21 protein-coding genes and 1 tRNA gene are annotated in these 21,779 nt (G+C 63.6%); 18 read left to right on the forward strand and 4 right to left on the reverse strand.

Features of this window, described 5'->3' with window-relative positions:
- Nucleotide 1: 1 nt before the first annotated feature.
- Nucleotides 2-874, forward strand: coding sequence for a pirin family protein (locus tag DyAD56_RS17310; protein ID WP_102304031.1), 873 nt, complete (start codon nt 2-4; stop codon nt 872-874).
- Nucleotides 875-953: 79 nt separating this feature from the next.
- Nucleotides 954-1,256 (forward strand): DUF962 domain-containing protein, encoded by a 303-nt coding sequence (locus DyAD56_RS17315; RefSeq protein ID WP_102303989.1) that lies wholly within the window; start codon nt 954-956, stop codon nt 1,254-1,256.
- A gap of 24 nt (nt 1,257-1,280) precedes the next feature.
- Here DyAD56_RS17315 and DyAD56_RS17320 read toward each other — a convergent pair whose 3' ends face one another.
- On the reverse strand, nt 1,281-1,670 hold the full coding sequence (locus DyAD56_RS17320; protein WP_102303990.1) for a cytochrome c: 390 nt from the start codon (nt 1,668-1,670) through the stop codon (nt 1,281-1,283).
- A gap of 109 nt (nt 1,671-1,779) precedes the next feature.
- Between DyAD56_RS17320 and DyAD56_RS17325 the strand changes: the two genes are divergently transcribed.
- Entirely contained in the window at nt 1,780-2,631 is an 852-nt protein-coding gene (locus DyAD56_RS17325; protein WP_233202561.1) for a tRNA threonylcarbamoyladenosine dehydratase, read from the forward strand.
- A 152-nt stretch (nt 2,632-2,783) separates the two neighbouring features.
- Here DyAD56_RS17325 and phbB read toward each other — a convergent pair whose 3' ends face one another.
- On the reverse strand, nt 2,784-3,524 hold the full coding sequence (gene phbB, locus DyAD56_RS17330) for an acetoacetyl-CoA reductase (RefSeq protein ID WP_102303991.1): 741 nt from the start codon (nt 3,522-3,524) through the stop codon (nt 2,784-2,786).
- Between the two features lie 154 nt (nt 3,525-3,678).
- Nucleotides 3,679-4,539: a tRNA glutamyl-Q(34) synthetase GluQRS gene (gene gluQRS, locus DyAD56_RS17335; RefSeq protein WP_102303992.1), complete on the reverse strand. Its 861-nt coding sequence runs from the start codon at nt 4,537-4,539 to the stop codon at nt 3,679-3,681.
- 157 nt (nt 4,540-4,696) lie between these two features.
- Here gluQRS and htpX point away from each other — a divergent pair, with 157 nt between their 5' ends.
- From htpX to DyAD56_RS17370, 7 genes are all read left to right on the forward strand, one after another.
- Nucleotides 4,697-5,596 (forward strand): protease HtpX, encoded by a 900-nt coding sequence (gene htpX, locus DyAD56_RS17340; protein WP_102303993.1) that lies wholly within the window; start codon nt 4,697-4,699, stop codon nt 5,594-5,596.
- A gap of 105 nt (nt 5,597-5,701) precedes the next feature.
- Nucleotides 5,702-7,573: a molecular chaperone HtpG gene (gene htpG, locus DyAD56_RS17345; RefSeq protein ID WP_102303994.1), complete on the forward strand. Its 1,872-nt coding sequence runs from the start codon at nt 5,702-5,704 to the stop codon at nt 7,571-7,573.
- A gap of 147 nt (nt 7,574-7,720) precedes the next feature.
- Nucleotides 7,721-8,623, forward strand: coding sequence for an AEC family transporter (locus tag DyAD56_RS17350; protein ID WP_199179017.1), 903 nt, complete (start codon nt 7,721-7,723; stop codon nt 8,621-8,623).
- A 10-nt stretch (nt 8,624-8,633) separates the two neighbouring features.
- Nucleotides 8,634-8,993, forward strand: a complete 360-nt coding sequence (locus tag DyAD56_RS17355) for a DUF4440 domain-containing protein (protein WP_102303995.1) — start codon at nt 8,634-8,636, stop codon at nt 8,991-8,993.
- Nucleotides 8,994-9,021: 28 nt separating this feature from the next.
- On the forward strand, nt 9,022-9,420 hold the full coding sequence (locus DyAD56_RS17360) for a S4 domain-containing protein (protein WP_102303996.1): 399 nt from the start codon (nt 9,022-9,024) through the stop codon (nt 9,418-9,420).
- Nucleotides 9,421-9,522: 102 nt separating this feature from the next.
- The gene (locus tag DyAD56_RS17365; RefSeq protein WP_102303997.1) at nt 9,523-10,107 is read left to right on the forward strand and encodes a response regulator; all 585 of its coding nucleotides are present in this window, start codon (nt 9,523-9,525) and stop codon (nt 10,105-10,107) included.
- A 264-nt stretch (nt 10,108-10,371) separates the two neighbouring features.
- On the forward strand, nt 10,372-10,623 hold the full coding sequence (locus DyAD56_RS17370; RefSeq protein ID WP_102303998.1) for a hypothetical protein: 252 nt from the start codon (nt 10,372-10,374) through the stop codon (nt 10,621-10,623).
- A 67-nt stretch (nt 10,624-10,690) separates the two neighbouring features.
- Here DyAD56_RS17370 and mutS read toward each other — a convergent pair whose 3' ends face one another.
- A complete protein-coding gene (gene mutS, locus DyAD56_RS17375; RefSeq protein WP_102303999.1) occupies nt 10,691-13,267 on the reverse strand; it encodes a DNA mismatch repair protein MutS in 2,577 nt (858 codons plus the stop codon).
- Nucleotides 13,268-13,548: 281 nt separating this feature from the next.
- Here mutS and DyAD56_RS17380 point away from each other — a divergent pair, with 281 nt between their 5' ends.
- The 8 genes from DyAD56_RS17380 to DyAD56_RS17415 all read left to right on the forward strand — a co-directional run bounded on the left by DyAD56_RS17380 (nt 13,549) and on the right by DyAD56_RS17415 (nt 21,767).
- A complete protein-coding gene (locus DyAD56_RS17380; protein ID WP_102304000.1) occupies nt 13,549-14,946 on the forward strand; it encodes an amidohydrolase family protein in 1,398 nt (465 codons plus the stop codon).
- Nucleotides 14,933-16,075, forward strand: coding sequence for a membrane dipeptidase (locus DyAD56_RS17385; protein ID WP_233202557.1), 1,143 nt, complete (start codon nt 14,933-14,935; stop codon nt 16,073-16,075). The genes DyAD56_RS17380 and DyAD56_RS17385 overlap by 14 nt, the downstream gene beginning before the upstream one ends.
- 85 nt (nt 16,076-16,160) lie before the next feature.
- The gene (locus DyAD56_RS17390; protein WP_102304001.1) at nt 16,161-16,667 is read left to right on the forward strand and encodes a CinA family protein; all 507 of its coding nucleotides are present in this window, start codon (nt 16,161-16,163) and stop codon (nt 16,665-16,667) included.
- 123 nt (nt 16,668-16,790) lie between these two features.
- Complete coding sequence (gene recA / locus DyAD56_RS17395; RefSeq protein ID WP_102304002.1) at nt 16,791-17,822, forward strand: recombinase RecA; 1,032 nt, start codon at nt 16,791-16,793, stop codon at nt 17,820-17,822.
- Nucleotides 17,823-17,921: 99 nt separating this feature from the next.
- Nucleotides 17,922-18,410 (forward strand): regulatory protein RecX, encoded by a 489-nt coding sequence (locus DyAD56_RS17400; protein ID WP_102304003.1) that lies wholly within the window; start codon nt 17,922-17,924, stop codon nt 18,408-18,410.
- A gap of 84 nt (nt 18,411-18,494) precedes the next feature.
- Complete coding sequence (alaS, locus tag DyAD56_RS17405; RefSeq protein WP_102304004.1) at nt 18,495-21,131, forward strand: alanine--tRNA ligase; 2,637 nt, start codon at nt 18,495-18,497, stop codon at nt 21,129-21,131.
- 261 nt (nt 21,132-21,392) lie between these two features.
- Nucleotides 21,393-21,599 (forward strand): carbon storage regulator CsrA, encoded by a 207-nt coding sequence (gene csrA, locus DyAD56_RS17410; RefSeq protein ID WP_102304005.1) that lies wholly within the window; start codon nt 21,393-21,395, stop codon nt 21,597-21,599.
- A gap of 75 nt (nt 21,600-21,674) precedes the next feature.
- Nucleotides 21,675-21,767, forward strand: a tRNA-Ser gene (locus DyAD56_RS17415).
- The last annotated feature ends 12 nt before the right edge of the window (nt 21,768-21,779 follow it).

The raw sequence follows: 21,779 nt of genomic DNA on the forward strand, positions 1-21,779 counted from the left end.
GATGGAACAGCAACCGATATTGATCGATGGCCGCGTGCACGACCTGGGCGACGGTTTCAACGTGCGCCGCTTGCTGCCGGTGCTGCAGGCCAGGCACGTGGGGCCGTTCGTGTTCTTCGACTACATGGGGCCAGTGACCTTTCTCGATGACAAGGGGATGGACGTGCGTCCGCATCCGCACATCGGCCTTGCCACGGTGACTTGGTTGTTCGAAGGCGTGATCCGCCATCGCGACAGCATCGGCAGCATTGCGGACATCCGTCCGGGCGAAGTGAATTGGATGACGGCAGGGCGCGGCATCGTGCACTCCGAGCGCACACCGCCGGAAGCACGCGGTGGCGGCCAGCGCGCGCACGGCATCCAGGTATGGGTGGCGTTGCCACAGAAAGACGCGGAGGTGGAGCCGGAATTCCATCACCACGGCGCCGACGAATTGCCCAAGATCAACTTGCCCGGCGCGGAGCTGGTGCTGATTGCTGGCACCGGCTACGGCAAAGAATCGCCAGTGAAAGTGTTCGCGCCGATGTTCTTCGTCGACGCGACGATGGAAGCGGGGGCGGAGTTGCCGTGGCCTGACCAGCACGTCGAACGTGGCGTTTGCGTGGTCGAAGGCGAGGTGGAGTGGGATGGTGTGACCGTGCCGCCCATGCATGCCGCTGTGCAGACGGGGCCGAATTCACCCGCGCTGCGTGCCCGCACGAAAAGCCGCGTGATGTTGTTCGGCGGCGCACCGTTGGATGGCGAGCGTCACCTGTGGTGGAACTTCGTTGCCAGCACGCGTGAGCGCATCGAGCAGGCCAAGGCGGACTGGGTAGCGCAACGCATGGGCAAAGTGGTCGGTGACGAGGCAGAGTTCATCCCGCTCCCTGTTTGAAACGTCGCATGCTGCAGGCGCGCATGCACTGGCGAATGGTGAGGATTACCCTCTGGATGCATCATCCACGGTGATCCTCATGTCCCAGTTCGCCAGCTTCCGCGACTTCTACCCGTTCTATCTGAACGAGCACAGCAATCGTCAGTGCCGCCGCATGCACTTCGCTGGCAGCACGTTGGTATTGGCCGTGATCCTGCTGGCGATTTTCACCGGTAACGCCCAGTGGCTGCTGCTGGCTCCGGTGGCGGGTTATGGCTTCGCCTGGATCGGGCACTTCGTATTCGAAAAGAACCGGCCCGCCACGTTCACCCATCCGCTGTACAGCCTGGTTGGCGATTGGGTGATGTACTGGCAGATCCTGCGGGGCAAGGTAAAGATCTGATCGCTCCCATAGCGGGCAGCGAAATCAGCGGTACTGTTGGTGACAGGACTGGCAGGTTTCCCCGATGGGTTTCATGGCGACCGCCAGCGCTGCGCAGTCGGCGGGCGCCGCCTGCAGGGCTGCCTGGGTCTTTTCGTGCAGCTTGGTCGCCTCGTCCTTGAACGGTTGATCCACGCCCGGGAAGGCCTCGTTGATGTCCGCCTGGGTTTCCAGCAGACGGGACAAGTGGTGCTGCACCTGGGCGGCATCGCATTTCTGCGCCTTCACGGCCGCGTTGAGCGCACCGGCATGGTGGGCCATGGTGGTCATCAGGGTGTGCGAATACGGTTCGCGGTCGTGCAACGCGTTCATGGCGAATACGGTGCCGACGACGCCGATGACCAGGCCGAGCACGATCAAAAGGGCGGAGCGCATGCAGTGGAATCCCTTGCGATAGGCAATAGACCACAAGCATAACGGACGCCTGCAAAAGCGGGCAGTTCCCGATAAAATGCCGTTTCTTCAAAGTGTTGTCATGGCTTCAATGATGCAGAACGAAAACATTGCCACGGTGGAAGAACAGCGCGCGCCGCTCGCGGACGATGCTGGCGTGCCGTTTCCACGTGAGCGCTTCGCCGGCGTGGAGCGTCTCTATGGCGTGGGCAGTCTGGATCGGCTGATGCAGGCGCATGTCTGCGTCATTGGCATCGGCGGTGTCGGCTCGTGGGCCGCCGAGGCGTTGGCGCGCAGCGGCGTGGGGCATCTCACGCTGATCGATGCCGACGACATCTGCGTCTCCAACACCAATCGCCAGCTGCATGCGCTGGATGGCGAATTCGGCAAGTCCAAGGTCAAGGTGATCGAGGCGCGCCTGCGTGCGATCAACCCGGCTATCAAGGTGGATGCCATCGAGCGCTTCCTCACGACCTCCACACTCGACGAACTGCTCGATCGCGGCTACGACGTGGTGCTGGATGCCTGCGACGCCTTTCGCGTCAAGCTAGAGGCCATCGCGTGGTGTCGTCGCCGCAAGCTGCCGATGGTGACGGTGGGTTCCGCTGGTGGCCGCACCGATCCGACGCAGATCCGCATACGCGACCTGTCGCGCACTGAGCACGACGCCATGTTCAGCCTGATCCGCAAAAAACTCCGGAGTGACTTCAACTTCCCGCGCAACCCCGATCGCTACTTTGGCGTGTCGGCCGTGTATTCACTGCAGAACGTGCAGTACCCCCAGCCGGACGGCAGCGTGTGCGGTACGCGTCCACCGGTGGCGAATGGAGCGGAAGCGCTGAACCTGGCCTGCGGTGGTGGGCTAGGTGCGGCCACGCATGTCACCGGTGCTTTCGCTTTTGCAGCGGTGGGCAGGGTGATGGAGAAGTTGTTGGAGAGCTGAGCGATTGTCCCCTCCGCTCTACCGCGTAAGAGCGACCAGTTCGGGAGGGTATGCCAAGCAGGCGTCCATGCGGCGCCGCCCGTTCGGCATCCCTGCCTCACCTGGTAAGCCCGGCGCGAGATGCGCTTCAACGCATCTCGCAAGCGTCGCGCTTACCAACCCATGTAATGCCCACCGTTGATGGAGAGATTGGCACCGGTAATCCAGGCCGCCTCTTCACCCGTGAGGAACGCCACCGCGTGCGCGATTTCCTCGGGCTTGCCCAGACGGCCCACCGGGATCTGCGCGACGATCTTCTCGCGCACTTCTTCCGGCACGGCCATCACCATGTCGGTGCCGACATAGCCCGGCGAAACGGTGTTCACGGTGATACCGAATTTGGCGTTTTCCTGCGCCAGCGAAATGGTGAAGCCATGCATGCCGGCCTTGGCGGCGGCGTAGTTGGCCTGACCGTACTGACCCTTCTGGCCGTTGATCGAGCTGATCTGCACGATGCGGCCCCACTTGTTGTGACGCATGCTCTCGATCACCGGGCGGGTGACGTTGAAGCAGGCATTGAGATTGGTGTTCACCACTTCCATCCACTGCGGATAGGTCATCTTGTGGAATGTGGTGTCGCGGGTGATGCCGGCGTTGTTGACCAGAATCTCCACCGGGCCCAGCGCGCCTTCGATGATGCGCACCATGGCTTCGCAAGAATCGGGATCCTTCACGTCACCCGGCACCAGCAACACTTCGATGCCTTCCTTTGCCATCAACTCTTTCATCGCTTCGGCCTTGGCCTGGTCGCGGTAATTGGTGGCGACCCGATGTCCCTGGTGTGCGAGATAGCGAATGATCGCGGTGCCGATACCACCCGTACCGCCAGTGACCAATGCCGTGCGTTGCGTCATGCCTGTTCTCCAAAGATGCCAATGCCCATGCGTCCCGGATCGTGTAGCCGGGACGTTGCCATGTCTACCACGCGCAACATGGCAAAACGTCTACGGAGAGTACGCCGTCTCGCGGCCTTGTTGGTGGCCGGCGGATGAAACGGTTGAAGGCGGTTTAGGCTGCCGCCCGTTCGCTGCAGTGCGGCAGACGTCCGGGCGAGAAATGGGCGAGGGCGTGCTCGAGCAAGGCCGCCGGATCGCGCGCACCCTGCAACACCGGCAGGTCGAGGAAATCCAGCGCACGGCGCAAGGCTGGCATCGGGTGGGTTGGGTCCACCGGATGGGCCCGCTCGGACTTGGATAGCTTGCGGCCATCGCCATCCAAAGCAAGCGGCAGGTGCAGGTAGCTTGGCGTTGGCAGGTCCAGGCAGCGCTGCAGAAAGATCTGGCGCGCCGTGGAGTCGAGCAGGTCGTTGCCTCGCACGACTTCGGTGATGCCCTGGAAGGCGTCGTCCACCACGCAGGCCAACTGGTAGGCGTAATAGCCCTCTACACGGCGTATGACGAAATCTCCGGCGACCAGCCGGAGGTTCTGCGTCTGCGGGCCTTGCAGGCCGTCCACGAAGCTTATGTCGAGGTCAGGCACACGCAGGCGCCACGCCGGGACGCGCCCCTCGACCGGTGCGGCCAGACACTGGCCGTCCAGGTGCTGCCCGCCAGCGAGATCATTGCGGCTGCACCAGCAGGGGAATACCAGATTCGCCGCCTTGAGTTGCTCGAAGGCGGCGTCGTAGGCGTCCATGCGCCTGGACTGGAGCAGGGGTGACGCATCGGCGACCAGGCCGAAGGCGGGCAGGGCGGCCAGGATGCTTTCGGCTGAGCCGGGCATTTCGCGGGGCGGGTCGATATCCTCCACACGCAACAGCCATTCGCCACCCGCGTGGCGCGCGCACAACCAGCTTCCCACGGCGGCCACGAGGGAACCGAAATGCAGATGGCCGGTCGGAGAAGGGGCGAATCGTCCGCGGTAGTTCATCGGGTTATTTTACGGGTGGGGCGTCGCTAGCTGACGCCATCATGAAATGTCCGTGGGCCGAACCAGCCCTCGGCCCTTGAAACCGCAAGATTTCGCCACGATCCTGTCGTAACGGCGAAAGCCGTATCCCCCTTTCATGACTGCCCGAGAGACAGCCATGCGTCGCATCGCATTGTTCCTGCTTACCAATATCGCCGTCCTGTTCCTACTCAGCATCGTGTGCCACCTGCTGGGCATCGATCAGTGGACCGCCGCCCGTGGTTACGGCGGCATGGGCAACCTGCTGGCCTACGCTGCCGTCATCGGCATGGGCGGCGCGTTTATTTCGCTGGCCATGTCCAAGTGGACGGCGAAGATGTCCACCGGTGCCCGCGTCATCGAACAGCCGCAGAACGAGGCTGAGCGATGGCTGGTGGACACCGTGCGCCGCCACGCGCAGAACGCTGGCATCGGCATGCCTGAGGTAGCCATCTACGACGCGCCAGAAATGAATGCGTTCGCCACCGGCATGACCAAGAATAGTTCGCTGGTCGCCGTAAGCACCGGCCTGCTGCAGCAGATGGACCGGGAACAGGTGTCGGCCGTGCTCGGCCACGAAATCGGCCACGTTGCCAACGGCGACATGGTGACCCTTACCCTGGTCCAGGGTGTGTTGAACACGCTGGTGATCGTGGCGGCCCGCGTGGTGGGTCGACTGGTCGACAGCTGGTTGTCCGGCGGTCGCGACCGCGAAGGTGGTGGTGGCATCGGCTATTTCGTGTCGGTGATGGTGCTCCAGTTGGTGTTCGGCCTGTTTGCCTCGGTGATCGTGATGGCCTTCTCGCGTTGGCGCGAGTTCCGCGCCGACGCCGCCGGCGCGAAGCTGGCGGGCCGTGGCGCCATGATCTCCGCCCTGCAGCGCCTGCAGGTGCAGCATGGTGAAAGCACGCTGCCGCAGACCATTGCCGCTTTTGGCATCTCCGGCCACCTGGCCACGGGCTTCAAGCGCCTGTTCATGAGCCACCCGCCGCTGGAAGAGCGCATCGCCGCGTTGCAGAACGCTTCGGCCAACGGCTGATCGTCTTCACCCACTCTCCGCCGGGGAGTGGGCATCATGAGGGGCCGACTTGTCGGCCCCTCTGTTTATCCTTTTCTTCGCTGACCTTTGCACGAGTCTCCCCGCATGACGAACGCCGCGCCCGAAACCCGCAAATTCGAAGCTGAAGTCGCCCAGGTGCTCCACCTGGTCACGCATTCGCTCTACTCGCACAAGGAAATCTTCCTGCGCGAGCTGATTTCCAACGCATCCGATGCTTGCGACAAGCTTCGTTTCGAATCCATCGCCCAGCCCGACCTGCTCGCCGGAGACGGCGAACTGCATATTGACGTGAGCTGGGATCCCCAGGCGTGCACCGTCACCGTGCGCGACAACGGCGTTGGCATGAGCCGCGACGAAGTCGTAGCCAACATCGGCACCATCGCCAGCTCCGGCACGCGGCGTTTCCTGGAGGCGATGAGCAGCGAGCAGAAAACCGACGCACGCCTGATCGGCCAGTTCGGCGTGGGCTTCTATTCGGCCTTCGTGGTGGCCGACCGTGTCACCGTGCTCAGCCGCCGCGCTGATCTGCCGGTCGGCGAAGGCGTGAAGTGGGAGAGCGACGGCAAGGGCGAGTACAGCCTCTCGGCGACTGACCTGCCCGAACGCGGTACGGCGGTGATCCTCCACCTGAAGGCCGACGAAGATGAATTCCTCAAGGGTTGGGAGTTGCGTTCGCTGATCCGCAAGTACTCCGACCACGTGGCCTTCCCGATCCGTATGCCCAAGGACGTGGACGGCAAGCCCGGCGACGCATGGGAAACCGTCAACGACGCCTCGGCTCTGTGGGCCAAGCCGCGCAACGAGATTTCCGACGAGGACTACCAGAGCTTCTACAAGTCGCTCGGCCACGACTTCAACGATGCCCTGGCGTGGACGCACAACCGCGTTGAGGGCAGCCAGAGTTTCACCACGCTGTTGTACATCCCCGAACAGCCGCCGTTCGACCTGATGATGGGCGGGCGCGACGAGCGCAAGGGCTTGAAGCTTTACATCAAGCGCGTCTTCATCATGGACGCGGCCGAGGAACTGCTGCCCAACTACCTGCGCTTCGTGCGTGGCGTGGTGGATGCGGATGACCTGCCGCTCAACGTGAGTCGCGAAATCCTCCAGCACAACCGACAGTTGGAGCGTATTCGTGCGGCCTGCGTGAAGCGCGTGCTCGATCTGTTGGAAAAGCTTTCGCGCGACGAGCCTGAGAAATACGCCACCTTCTACAAGGCCTTTGGCAACACGTTGAAGGAAGGCATCGCCGAAGACTCTGCCAACCGCGAGCGCATCGCCAAGCTGCTGCGCTTTGCATCGACGAAAGGCGACGGTGTCGCGCAAACGGTATCGCTGGACGACTACATCACCCGCATGCCCATCGGCCAGGATGCCATCTGGTACATCACCGCCGACAGCTATGCAGCCGCAGCAGGCAGCCCGCAGTTGGAGGCGTTCAGGGCCAAGGACATCGAAGTGCTGCTGATGTTCGACCGCATCGATGAGTGGATGCTCAACAGCCTTCACGAGTACGGTGGGAAGAAGCTGCGCAACGTCGCCAAGGGCGAACTGCCACTGGACGACGCCGGCAAGAAGCATCAGGAAGAAGTCAGTAAGGCGGCTGAGCCGCTCGTCCACAAGCTCAAGGAACTGCTGGGCGAACGCGTGGGCGACGTGCGCGTATCGGCGCGACTCACCGACTCCCCGTCGTGCCTGGCCCTGTCGGATCACGAGATGGCACCGCACCTTGCACGCCTCCTGCGCGAGGCCGGTCATGAGGTTCCCGACGCCAAGCCGACGCTGGAAGTGAACCCGCAGCATCCGCTGTTGAAGCGTGTGGAGAACGAGGCCGATACCACCAAGGCCACCGATCTCGCCAATGTGCTGTTGGATCAAGCAGAGATTGCCGCGGGGGCGCAGTTGCCGGATCCGGCGGCGTTCGTCCAGCGCTTGAACCGTTTGATTGTGGGGTAACGCAGCCGTAGCCAGAGTCCTCCACGCACATCATGGCGATACAGGCCGGAATGATGCTGGATGGGGCCCGGAGCTAGCTAAGAGCGCTCACCCAGGTCACCCGGAAACGGCCGCTATACTGCGGCCGTTTCTTTCTCCGGGAAGCCGATGAGCGCGCTGTTGCTGCTATTCACCTGTCTGGTACTTGGTGCGCTCGTGGCACGCTTTGCGAAGCCGCCGGCCGGCATCGTCCACGGCATCAACTGGTGGGTGATCAATGTCGCGCTGCCTGCGTTGGTGCTCGCGCTCGTGCCCAAGGTGAAGGTGGATTCGCAGCTTTGGTTTCCCGTGGCGGCGATGTGGGTGGTGTTCTTCGGTGCGTGGCTGTTGTTCGCGACCCTGGGCAAAGTGTTGGGTTGGTCGCGCGAACGTATCGGTGCGCTGACACTGGTGTGCGGGTTGGGCAATACATCGTTCATGGGGTATCCCATGATGCAGGCGCTGCACGGCAAGGAAGGGCTGGCATTGGCTGTGGTGGCCGATCAGTTGGGGTGCTTTCCTTTGTTGGCGTCCGCCGGCGTGGTCGTGGCGTCGCTGTATGCCGGACGAACGCCACAACCGGCCGTGATCGTACGCCGCGTGCTTACTTTTCCCGCTTTTCTCTCGCTTGTGGTGGGCATGGTCGTGGGAGCGCTGGGCGGTTGGCCGGCGGCCTTGGATGACGTGTTCACACCCATCGGCGCCACGCTTACGCCGTTGGCGCTGTTTTCGGTGGGTCTGCAGTTCAAGTTCCACCTGGGTGAGCGGCAACTGCCTGCGTTGATGTTCGGGTTGGGTTGGAAGCTTGCGCTTGCGCCGCTTGCCGTGTGGCTGCTGGGCACCGCCGCTGGTGTGGGTGGCCTTACGCTTACGGTTGGGGTGTTGCAGGCGGCGATGGCGCCGATGATTTCCGCGGCGATCCTGGCCGATGAGTACAAGCTCGAGCCAGCCTTGGCGAATACGGTGTTGGGAGCCGGTATCGTGCTGTCGCTGATCACGATTCCACTAGGCAATCTGCTGCTAGGCGCTTGAGGGAACGACGATGGATCTCGCCGCACATCTGTTTGATCTGGAAACCCGCTTGCACCGGCAGGACGTGCGCGCCGACGAGGCCGCACTGCGGGAGCTGATTGCCGAGGACTTTTTCGAGTTCGGCGTGTCGGGCACGGTATGGACGCGCGAGGCCGTGATCGAGGCTTTACGCGATGAATCATTCTCGCTGCGCGAAGTCACCGACTTTCGCCTGACCCTGCTGGCCGATGACGTGGCGCTGGTGACGTATCGCGGCCATCGTTTCGCGACGTCGCAGCGTCCTGCTTCGGATTCGCTGCGTAGTTCCATCTGGCGGCAGCGGGACGGTCATTGGCAGATGAAGTTCCACCAAGGCACGCTGCTGTCGTAGCAGGGCGGTATTGCGCGAAAATAGGCCCATGGCCTCTCCCGAAACCGCTTCATCGACACCCGTGCGGGCCGACGTTTGGCTCTGGGCTGCCCGCTTCTTCAAAACCCGTGGCCTGGCCAAGCAGGCTATCGACGGCGGCAAGATTGACCTCAACGACGGCTCCTGCAAGCCCGCCAAGGCGGTGCATGTCGGTGACGTGTTCCGTATCGGTCGGGGCGAGGAACGCCTCGAAGTCGAGGTGCTGGCCGTGTCCGACAAACGTGGCCCGGCCAGCGTTGCGCAGGCGCTTTACCGCGAAAGCGAGGCCAGCATCGCGGCGCGTGATGCTGCGAAAGCCCAGCGCAAGCTTGTGGGCGCGATGGCGCCGCCGAAGCGTCCGGACAAGCAGGCACGTCGAGAATTGCGACGGCTTAAGGATTCCATGTGAGTCACCCATCTCAGAACGCATAGACGATCTGGGTAAGCATGTTCTCCACGGGAAAGCCGCGCGGGCGCGTGGTTTTCCAGGGTCTAGCAGTGGGAGGACACAATGGCGAGCATGGGATTCCTGAAGCGGTTGCTTGGGGGTACGACGCCGGCGCGGGCGGATCAGACGTGGCGCAAGACCACGCAAGGGGCACGGATACTGGTGGTGGACGATTCAGCGACCATCCGCGCCGTGTTGGGCCGCATGCTGGAAGTGGACGGCTACGAAGTGGTGCGCGCCGTCGACGGCGAGAGCGCCCTGGAGATGGCCCGTGCCGAGCCGCCGGCGATGATCTTCCTGGACATCGTGCTGCCCGGCATGAACGGTTTTGCCGTATTGCGCGCGCTGCGCCACGATTCGGCGACGCAGCATGTGCCCATCGTGATGATCAGCGGTAATCAGCAGGCCACCGAGCAGTTCTACGTGCAGCGTTTCGGTGCCGATGATTTCATCAGCAAGCCCTTCGGACAGGCAGAAGTGGCACGGAGTATCGATCGCCTGGTCGGCTTCGGCCGGCTTTCTGTACGCGAGACCGCCAAGGTGGTGTCGTTGCCAGTGTCCGTCCCGGTCGAGACCATCCCGGCGATGCTGGCCAATGCGTCGAGCGACGAGCCGCCCGCTGTGGTGGTTCCTGTACTGGCTGCCTGACAGCTCCTGCGCCCAAAACAAAGGGCGGCGCTCCTGCGAGGCGCCGCCCTCCGTTTCGCCTAATCGGCTTGGCTGGCGATGGCTGGCTTGAGGTGAATCTAGTCCAGCTCCGCCATGGGGTGAATTCGATTGTTTCGATGCGTTTTATAGTTTTGGTCTATCGCGCAGCATCGTATCGGGCCTGAACGCACGTCCGGGGCTTTCACGCACGCGCGACCAAACTTAGCCCAGCATGCCGTTTCTCTTATTCATCGGAGCGGCGTCGTGGCAGAGCGCATCGAAGAAGGCGACCTGGTCTTCGTGGTCGACGGCGAGGATGGCATTGGTTCCGTGCGGCGGATTCTTTCCGACGGAGAGACGCTCGTCGTCTATATCGAGAATGGCGGCGACTTCGAGATACCGGTGGGGGCCGTACGTGCTGTCCATTCCGGCAAGGTGGTACTCAACCTCGATCACCTGCCCACGCCAGTGCTGGAAGCCATCGGCAATGCGCGCAAGTCTGAATACCCGCATTGACCGCGACGGCATCCCCAGTCGCTGAAAGCACACCCCGCCGGAAAGGCGGGGTTTTTGCATGGTGGGCTCAGCCCAGCGATTTGAGGCGGTAAAGCGCTTCCAGCGCTTCGCGCGGGGTCATGGCATCGGGGTCGATGTCTTCCAGTGCGCGTTCCACCACCGAAGGCGCGGCGGCGAACAACCCCATCTGCGGTGACTCCTGTGCGGGCGCGTGGGAGCTTGCCGTCGAGACGTGCTGGTACATGCCGCGTTCCAGTTCGGCCAGCGTGCGCCGCGCATCGGCAATCACCGACTTGGGCAGGCCAGCCAATGCGGCCACCTGCAGGCCAAAGCTGCGGTTGGCGGGGCCTTCCTTCACGGCGTGCATGAACACCAGTTGCTCGCCGTACTCGACGGCGTCGAGGTGTACGTTGGCGATGGGCGGGTATTCGTTGGCCAGCTCGGTGAGTTCGAAGTAGTGCGTGGCGAACAACGTGTACGAGCGGCTGCTCGCCGCCAGATGTACGGCCGCAGCGCGTGCAAGTGCCAGGCCGTCGTAGGTGCTGGTGCCGCGTCCGACTTCGTCCATCAGCACCAGGCTGTGTTCGGTGGCGTTGTGCAGGATGTTGGCCGTTTCACTCATCTCCACCATGAAGGTGGACTGGCCGCGCGATAGGTCATCGCCTGCGCCAATACGCGTGAACACACGGTCGATCGGACCCATCACCGCACGCGATGCCGGCACGTAACTGCCGATGTGGGCGAGCAGTACGATCAACGCGTTCTGGCGCATGTAGGTGGATTTACCACCCATGTTGGGGCCGGTGATGACCAGCATGCGGCGGCTATCGTCCAGCGCCAGGTCGTTCGGTTCGAACGGCTCCTCGCGCACTTTTTCGACCACCGGGTGGCGGCCACGCTCGATAGAGATGCCGGGTTCGTCGGTGAGCTCCGGTGCGCTCCAGTCCAGCGTCACGGCCCTTTCGGTAAGGGTGGCCACCACGTCCAGCTCAGCCATCGCGGCGGCGGCGTTCTTCAGCGGTTCGAGATGTTCAGTGAGCGTGTCGAGCAGGGCCTCGTACAGGGCGCGCTCGCGCATGAGCGAGCGTTCCTTGGCCGAAAGCACTTTGTCTTCGAAGGTTTTCAGTTCTTCGGTGATGTAGCGCTCGGCATTCTTGGTGGTCTGGCGGCGCGTGTAGTGCGTGGGTGCCTTGTCGGCTTGGCCCTTGCTGATCTCGATGTAGTAGCCGTGTACACGGTTGTAGCCGACCTTGAGCGTAGAGATGCCGCTGGCCGCTTTCTCGCGCTCTTCCAGTTCGACCAGATACTGATCCGCGTGGGTGGATAGGCGGCGCAGTTCGTCGAGCTCGGCGTCGTAGCCATCGGCGATGACGCCGCCGTCGCGCTGCAGTACTGGCGGTTGCGCGACCACGGCGCGGGCGAGCAGGGCGGCGGTGTCGGCGTGGTCGCCGATGCGTTCCACCAGCGCATGCAGCAACGGGCTGTCGAGCGAGGCGATCAGGGCGCGCAACAACGGCGCCGCAGCCAAGCCATCCCGCAGTGTGGACAGGTCGCGCGGGCGTGCGGAACGCAAAGCGACACGCGCGAGGATGCGTTCCAGATCGCCAATGCCCCGCAGCTGTTCGCGCAGCGGTTCGTACTGGCGGCTGTCGATCAGCGTGCCGATGGCCTGATGACGCGCACGCAGCAGATCGCGCGAGCGCAGCGGGCGGTTGAGCCAACGGCGCATGAGTCGTGCGCCCATCGGCGTGACGGTTTCGTCCAGCACACCGAGCAACGTGTGTTCGGTGCGTCCGCTGGGGTGCGTGTCCAGTTCCAGGTTACGGCGGGTGGCGGCGTCGAGCGCGATGGTGTCGCTCGCGCTTTCGACGGCCATGCCGGACATGTGCGGCAGCGCGCTCTTCTGGGTTTCTTCCACATAGCCCAGGAGGCAACCGGCTGCGGCGGTGGCGAGCGGCAGACGGTCGATGCCGAAGCCGCCGAGATCGCGCGTGCCGAAGAAGCGGTTGAGTTCGCGTTTTGCTGCGTCGCCGTCGAAATGCCACGGCGGGCGACGACGCAGGCCGGGTAGGGTGCTGACAAACTTGGGCCAAACCACGTCTTCACCCACCAGCGTCTCTGCGGGTTGCAGGCGCGCCAGTTCGGAGGCCAGCGCTTCGGCGCTGGGCACTTCGCTGAGCAGGAAGCGGCCACTGGCCAGATCTACCCATGCCAAGCCGTACGCGCCGTGCGCGCCGGCGGCGATCGACATCAGCAGGTTGTCGCGGCGTTCTTCCAGCAGTGCGGCATCGGTCACCGTGCCGGGGGTGACGATGCGCACCACCTTGCGTTCCACCGGGCCCTTGGAGGTGGCCGGGTCGCCGATCTGCTCGCAGATGGCCACCGACTCACCCAGCCGCACCAGACGCGCCAGATAGTTTTCGGCCGCGTGATAGGGCACGCCGGCCATGGGGATCGGCTGGCCCGCCGACTGGCCGCGCTGGGTCAGGGTGATGTCGAGCAGGCGCGCGGCTTTACGCGCGTCGTCATAGAACAGCTCGTAGAAGTCGCCCATGCGGAAGAACAGCAGCACGTCCGGGTGCTCGGCCTTGGCGCCAAGGTACTGGCGCATGAATGGGGTGTGTTCGGTGCTGTTGTCGGCCATTCCCGTACGGTGTCCTGATGCATGACGTCGGCGCTGTGTGCGCCGGTCAAAGACGCTCACTTTAGCGGCTTGCTCTTGTCTTGTTGAGCGCGAAGCGCGGAGTTACCTGTCGTTGCGCCCCCCGAGCGCCCGGCGCCTTGGTTTGGGAGCTTTGCGTAAGCCGGCGTTTTGCGGGGACTCATGGCCTGCAGTCATGGACCTAAGCCAACTCGCCGGGGCCTGGCATCCCTACCTCCGGCACGCTTGTGACGCCGCGAATCCGCTGTGTAGGATCGTTGGACATGCATACCTCCCGAATGGCTTCCCGCCTCGCGGCAGTGCTGATTTTTGCGCTGGCTGCACCCGTCGCCGCTTCTGCTGGGAGTGAGGTATCCAAGACACCCGAAGGGGAGAGCGCGACGCTCTATGCCGGGGTGACGGTCATCGATGGCACGGGCGCCGCGCCGCGTGCCGATCAGGACATTCTGGTGCGCGGCGAACGCATCGAGGCCTTGGGGCCGCACGGCACGCTGGCCGGCGCGCAAGGTTCCGGCGTGCGTACGGTCGACCTGCATCGCAGCTACGTGATCCCGGGCCTGATCGACAGCCATGTCCACATGGCCACGCCACCCAATGCCAAGCGTGCGCAAGCCGTTCTCCGACGCAACCTCTATGCCGGTGTCACGGCCGTGCGCGACATGGCGGATGACCTGCGTTCAGTCGGTGAGCTTGCGCGAGAGGCGCGGGCGGGGGAGATCCCCGCACCTGATATCTACTACGCCGCCTTGATGGCCGGCCCTGAATTCTTCCGCGATCCGCGTGTAGCGGCGGCGAGCTATGGCGTGACGCCGGGGAAGAGCCCGTGGATGCAGGCGATCGACGAAAACACCGACCTACGCGAGGCGGTGACGCTGGCACGCGGTACTTCTGCAACGGCCCTCAAGGTCTATGCAGACCTGCCGCCCGACCTGGTGGCTAAGATCACCGCCGAGGCCCATCGGCAGCACATCCTGGTGTGGGCCCACAGTGCGGTGTTTCCGACACGGCCGGCCGATGTGATTGCGGCAGGCGTGGATGTGGTCAGCCATGCCTGCTACCTGGCCTATCAACTGGAACCGGTGATGCTGACCTCCTACGAGGACCACACGCCGTTCCACGATGCCTTACTGGCGCCCACGGGCGATGATCCGGTCATTGCAGGCCTTTACCGCGCGATGCTTCAACACGGCACCGTCCTCGACGCCACCGGCAGCCTGTTCGTGCGCTACGACGCCGAGCGCAAGGCGCATCCGGAACGCAAGCCGCTGCGTTGCACCGGGCCGACCACCATCCGGCTGGTTCGCCAGGCATGGCAGGCGGGCGTGCCGATCTCCACCGGCACCGACAACGATGGCGGCGTGGACCAAGAGTGGCCCACCGTCTACGACGAGATCTTCTTCCTCGCGCATGACGTGGGCATGCCGTCGTTGCAGGTGATCCGTTCAGCCACGCTGATTGGCGCGCAGGCCGCCGGTCAGGCCAAGGACATGGGGTCGATCGAAGCCGGCAAGCTGGCCAATTTCGCCGTGCTGTCTGCCGATCCAGTGAAGGACATCGGCAACCTGCGCAGCATTCGCATGACGGTGAAGCGCGGGCACGTGTATCCGCGCGCTGACTATCGACCAGTGACGAAACAGGAGATGGGCGATGACGACGATTGATCGGCGAACCTTCCTCACCGGCATGGCTTGGGCTGCGGCGGCGTCCGCGTTGCCATGGGATGTGTCTGGCGCATCGCCTGCCGTTGCCGGCGCGGCCGACACGGGCATCATCATCAACGCGTTGGGCGGTCTGAGCGACCCCAACCGTGATTCCGATACGCTGGTGCCCAACGTCACGCCGCGAGTGTTGGCCGAAGCCCGTGCATCCGGCCTGACGGCGGTGAACATCACCTTGGGCTACGTGTCTGGCGCGGACGATCCGTTCGAAGCCAGCGTGCGCGACATCGCCGCCACCGACGTGCTGGTGCGCGAGCACGCAGGTGATCTGGTGAAAGTGCTGAGGGTTGCCGACATCCGCCGCGCCAAGGCCGATAACAAGATCGGCCTGATCTACGGTTTCCAGAACGGCGTCATGATGGGCAAAGACGCCAAACGCGTGGATATCTTCGCCGACCTCGGCGTGCGCGTGTTCCAGCTCACCTACAACCCCGCCAACTCGTTGGGCGACGGTTCCATGGCGCCGGAAAATCGCGGGTTGACACCGTTCGGTCGCGAGGTGGTCGCGCGGCTCAACGAGCGTCGCGTGATGGTCGATCTTTCGCACAGTGGTGAGCGGACATGCCTGGAGGCCGCGCGCATTTCAAAGGCGCCCATCTCGATCAACCATACCGGTTGCCGCGCTTTGACCGACTTGCCGCGCAACAAGACCGACGCTGAGCTCAAGCTGGTGGCGGAGCGTGGTGGTTTCGTCGGCATCTATTTCATGCCGTTCCTCAGCTCGTCGGGCCATGCACATGCCGACGACGTGGTGGCCCATATCGACCATGCGGTCAACGTCTGCGGCGAGGATCACGTAGGCATCGGCACCGATGGTCCGGTGACGCAGATCGATGACATACGTGCCGCCCAGGCCATGCTGGCCAAGGAAATCGAAGAGCGCCGGGCGGCCGGCATCAGTGCCGCGGGCGAGCGACCGGATACCTACCCGTTCGTGGTGGATTTGCGCGGCCCGCAGCAGTTCCACAAGCTGGCGCAACTGCTCGCACAGAAGGGGTACTCCAGCGCACGGATCGACAAGATCCTGGGACTGAATTTCCTGCGTTTCGCCGAAACGGTGTGGGGCGGCTGACCGGTCAGGTGGCGGTCGCCTCTTGGCGGAAGGGGACGGGCGAGGTAGAAGGGACGCCTTCCGCCCATTCCCCAGGGATATCCCCATGACGTTGTCCGTTCCCACCGACGCGGAGCTCAAGTCGCTGGCCGAGCAGGTGGCTGTCGCCACTCAACAGCGACGCCTGATGATGGTGACCGCCGAGTCGTGTACCGGCGGCTGGATCGCCAAGGCATTGACCGACCTGCCAGGCAGCTCGGCCTGGTTCGATGCTGGCGTGGTGACCTACAGCTACGAAGCCAAGGAAGCGCTGTTGGGCGTCAATCCGCGAACGCTGGAGCGCACCGGCGCGGTCAGCGAGGAAACGGTGCTGGAAATGGTATCCGGCGCGTTGTCGCGGTTTGGCGCTGGCGTGGCTGTGGCCGTCACCGGCATCGCCGGGCCTAGCGGTGGCACGCCGGACAAGCCCGTCGGCACGGTCTGGATCGGCTGGAAGCGACGCGGCGGCTATGCCCATGCCCGGCTGTTTCACTTCGACGGTGACCGCGAGGCGGTGCGCCGGCAGACCGTGGCGGCCGCGCTCAGCGGCGTCATCAAGGCGCTGACGGACTGAGTCCCGCGCCTCCGCTGGCCGGCTTGACCGCTGTGGGATACTGGTCAGCCACAGATCGCAGTCCGTGAGATCAGCCACGGGCATGATGCCTCCCTATTCACTGCCACTCCGGGATTCAAGACGATGGATGACAACAAGCGCAAGGCGCTCACCTCCGCCCTCGGCCAGATCGAGAAGCAATTCGGCAAGGGCGCAGTCATGCGCCTGGGCGACCGCGCCGACGACGCCATCGAGACCGTATCCACCGGTTCGCTGGGCCTGGATATCGCACTGGGCATCGGTGGTCTGCCGCGTGGCCGCGTCGTTGAGATCTACGGTCCGGAATCCTCGGGCAAGACCACGCTGACCTTGCAGGTCATCGCCAACTGCCAGAAGAACGGCGGCACCGCAGCCTTCGTCGACGCCGAGCACGCGCTCGATCCCACCTATGCCGCCAAGTTGGGCGTCAACGTGGACGACCTGCTGGTCTCCCAGCCCGACACCGGCGAACAGGCGCTGGAAATCGCCGACATGCTGGTGCGCTCGGGCGCCGTGGACGTGGTGGTGGTCGACTCCGTCGCCGCACTCACGCCCAAGGCCGAAATCGAAGGCGAAATGGGTGATTCCCACGTCGGCCTGCACGCTCGCTTGATGAGCCAGGCTCTGCGCAAACTCACCGCCAACATCAAGAAGTCGAACTGCCTGGTGGTCTTCATCAACCAGATCCGCATGAAGATCGGCGTGATGTTCGGCAGCCCGGAAACCACCACCGGCGGCAACGCGCTGAAGTTTTACGCCTCGGTGCGTCTGGACATCCGCCGCATCGGCGCGGTGAAGAAGGGCGAGGAAGTCATCGGCTCGGAAACCCGCGTCAAGGTGGTCAAGAACAAGGTGGCGCCGCCGTTCCGCCAGGCCGAGTTCGAGATCCTCTACGGCGAAGGCACCTCGCGCGAAGGCGAAATCATCGAGCTGGGTGTAGCGCAGAACTTGATCGACAAGTCCGGCGCCTGGTACAGCTACAAGGGTGACCGCATCGGCCAGGGCAAGGAGAACGTCCGCCAGTTCCTGCGCGACAACCCGGCCATCGCCAATGAAGTGGACACCGAGCTGCGCAAGCGCCTGCTGGTGAGCAACGGCACCTCGCCGCTGCCGGCAGTGGAAGCCGAAGAGGCCTGATCGGACACGACTACCCGTCGGGCCACGCCTGGCGGGACCGTTTCCGCTGAAACGGGGCGGCTCCTGCCGCCCTGCTGAAGGCAAGGCTGCAGGTCACTTATGCCGCGAGAACCAGGAGACAAGCCCAAGACCTCGGCCTATGACCGGGCCATGGGTTTGCTTGCGCGGCGTGAACATTCCCGCCGCGAGCTGCGGCTCAAGCTTCGGCAGAAGGGTTACGAGGGCGAGGAGGCTGGCGAAGCGCTCGACCGCCTCGGCGAGCAGCACTATCAAGACGACGACCGCTTCGCTGAGATGCTGGTGCGCAGCCGGGTTTCTCAAGGTTACGGCCCCATGCGCGTGCGGGCCGAATTGAAGAGCCATGGCCTTTCCGAAGCCCGCATCCGGGCTGTACTGGACGCGGCCGAGGTGGATTGGGATGCCAGCGCCCTGGCTCAGCTCAGGCGGCGTTTTGGCAGCGGATCGGCGTCAGATCGCGACGAAAAGGCCCGCCGGGCGCAATTTCTCTTGCGTCGGGGCTTTCCCGCCGCCACAGTACGGAGTGTTACCCACGCCGACGTGGACGACGCAGCCGACGACGACACCTGACCTCCCCGCTGTTGGGGCGGGTGGGCGTTGTTTCGGCAGTGCTCCCAGGGCGTGGCCTCATTCCGCCAGGTCCTCCCCAGCCGCATGAAAACCGCAGAAATCCGCTCGACCTTCCTCGACTATTTCCGCTCGAAAGGGCACACCATCGTGCCGTCCAGCTCGCTGGTGCCGGCCAGTGACCCGACACTGTTGTTCACCAACTCGGGCATGGTGCAGTTCAAGAACGTGTTCCTGGGCAGCGAAAAGCTGTCGTACGTGCGTGCAGCCGATGTGCAGCGCTGCCTGCGTGCCGGCGGCAAGCACAACGACCTGGATTCGGTGGGCTACACCGCGCGTCATCACACCTTCTTCGAGATGCTCGGCAACTGGTCGTTCGGCGACTACTTCAAGCGTGACGCCATTGCCTTCGCGTGGGAGCTGCTGACCGGCGTCTTCAAGCTGCCGAAGGACAAGCTCTGGGTCACCGTCTATCACACCGATGACGAAGCCTTCGACATCTGGAACAAGGAAGTGGGCGTGCCGGCCGAGCGCATCGTGCGCATCGGCGACAACAAGGGTGCACCCTACGCGTCGGACAACTTCTGGCAGATGGCCGATACCGGTCCATGCGGTCCGTGTACGGAAATCTTCTTTGACCACGGTGAAGATATTGCCGGTGGCCCGCCGGGTTCGCCCGATGAGGACGGCGATCGCTACATCGAAATCTGGAACCTCGTCTTCATGCAGTTCGACCGCGCGCCCGACGGCACGTTGTCGCCGCTGCCGGCACCGTGCGTGGATACGGGCATGGGCCTGGAGCGCTTGGCGGCCGTGCTTCAGCACGTGCATTCCAACTACGAGATCGACCTGTTCCAGCACCTGATCCAGGTCGCCGCGGAACTGACCAGCACCAAGGATCTCGCCAACAAGTCGCTGCGTGTGATCGCCGACCATATCCGTGCGTGCTCCTTCCTCATCGTCGACGGTGTGTTGCCGTCCAATGAAGGCCGTGGCTATGTGCTTCGCCGCATCATTCGTCGAGCGTTGCGCCACGGTTGGATGCTCGGCGTGCGTGGCGATTTCTTCTGGAAGATGGTCAAGCCGCTGGTGGAAGAGATGGGCGAAGCCTATCCGGAGCTGGCGCAGAAGCAGTCGTTTGTCGAAGACGCGCTGAGTACGGAAGAGCGCCGTTTCGGCGAAACGCTGGAGAACGGCATGCGCCTGTTCGATGCCGTCGCGGCCAACGCGAGTGGCAGCATTCCCGGTGCCGATGCGTTCCGCTTGTACGACACCTACGGCTTCCCGATCGACCTGACCGCCGATATCGCGCGCGAGCGCGGCCTGACGGTGGACATGGACGGCTTCGAGCAGGCCATGGAAGAGCAGCAGGATCGCAGCCGCAAAGGCGGCAAGTTCGAAGCCAAGGGCCTGATGCCGGCCGAACTCGCCAGCCAGCTGCAGCCGACGGCGTTCCTCGGCTACGAGGCATTGACCAGCCAGGGCAGCAAGGTGGTCGGCATCGTGCATGCGGGCAAGCAGCTCGATCAGTTGAGCGATGGCGACGAAGGTCTTGTCATCCTTGATCGCACGCCGTTCTACGCCGAATCTGGTGGACAGGTCGGCGATACCGGTGTGTTGGTGAGCGCCTCGGGCGCATTCGCTGTCGCCGACACGCTGAAAATGGGCGGCGTGTTCTTCGGACACGCGGGCCGCTGGCAGGGTAAGCAGGCCCTGCGCGTGGGCGACGTGGTCGAGGCCAACGTCGATGGTTCACGCCGTCAGGCCATCGTGCTCAATCACTCGGCCACGCACTTGTTGCATGCCGCGTTGCGCAAGGTGCTTGGCGAGCATGTGACACAGAAGGGCTCGCTGGTAGCACCGGAACGCCTGCGCTTCGACTTCTCTCATTTCAAGCCGATGAGTGCGGGTGAACTGCATGAGATTGAAGCCCTGGTGAACGCCGAGGTGCGCCGCAACGAGGCCGCCGAAGTGCATCACATGGGTTACAACGACGCGATCGAATTTGGCGCTATGGCGCTGTTCGGCGAGAAGTACGGCGACGAAGTGCGCGTGCTCAAGATGGGCGGGTTCTCCACCGAACTCTGTGGTGGCACCCACGTGGGCCGCACGGGCGATATCGGCCTGTTCAAGATCGTTAGCGAAGCCGGCGTGGCTTCGGGTGTGCGACGCATTGAGGCAGTGACCGGCGCTGGTGCGCTGGCTTATGTGGCCGATGAGGAGCGTCGTCTGAGCGAATTCGCCCAGCTTCTGTCATCCAATGGTGATGAAGCCGTCGAGAAACTTCGCCAGTTGTTCGACAAGCAGAAGAAGTTGGAGCGCGAGCTGGAATCGTTGCGCGCCAAGGCCGCCGGCTCCGCTACGGTCGACCTTGCGTCGACCGCGAAGGACATCGAGGGCATCAAGGTGGTCGTGGCCCGCCTGGAAGGTCTGGATGCCAAGGCGCTACGCGACAGCATGGATCAACTCAAGCAGCAGCTCGCCGATTGCGTTGTGCTGCTGGCTGGCGCGGCCGAGGGTCGTGTTTCGCTGGTAGCGGGCGTCAACGGCAAGGCCTCGGGCCGTGTGAAGGCCGGCGACGTGGTGGCCCATGTTGCCAGCCAGATCGGCGGCAAAGGCGGCGGCCGTCCGGACATGGCTCAAGGCGGTGGTTCAGACACGCCGGAACTGCCTGGCATCCTGAATGGACTGGTGGGCTGGATCAGCCAACAATTGGCCTCCTGACTGAGTCAACCGCTCATAGTCCGTTCGCGTTTACGCATTGCACTGCCATCGGACGCTCGGCTAGTATCCAAACACTGCCGACACCGATGGTTGCGACGGTGTCGCTCGACATGGCATCACAGGGGATGCCATGTCTGTGAAACCGGGGAAGGCGGTAGGGCCTTCGGCGGTACAATCGTCGAAATGTGCAGGCGGTGAAGCTCAGGGGTGAGGCATAACCGTCTGGTGGCCTGTGACCAAAGTATTCATGGAGTGGCAAACATGTTGATTCTGACCCGCAGGGTCGGTGAAACCTTGATGATCGGTGACGAGGTGACCGTTACCGTTCTCGGCGTCAAAGGCAACCAGGTGCGCATTGGTATCAACGCGCCAAAGAACGTTGCCGTGCATCGCGAAGAGATCTATCAGCGGATCAAGAACGAGCACGAACCGGAAGGCGGCGCCTCCGGTGGCACTGGCGAACACTGACAGGCAATAAACGCTTTACCTAGAGCGCGCCGGTTAGTATCCTTGCCGGCTCCGCAGAGATGCGGACAAAAAAACGGAGAGATGCCCGAGTGGCCGAAGGGGCTCCCCTGCTAAGGGAGTATAGGGTCAAAAGCCTTATCGAGGGTTCGAATCCCTCTCTCTCCGCCAGATACGCAAAAA

Source organism: Dyella sp. AD56 (genome assembly GCF_002878475.1).
In the GTDB taxonomy this organism is placed as follows: domain Bacteria; phylum Pseudomonadota; class Gammaproteobacteria; order Xanthomonadales; family Rhodanobacteraceae; genus Dyella.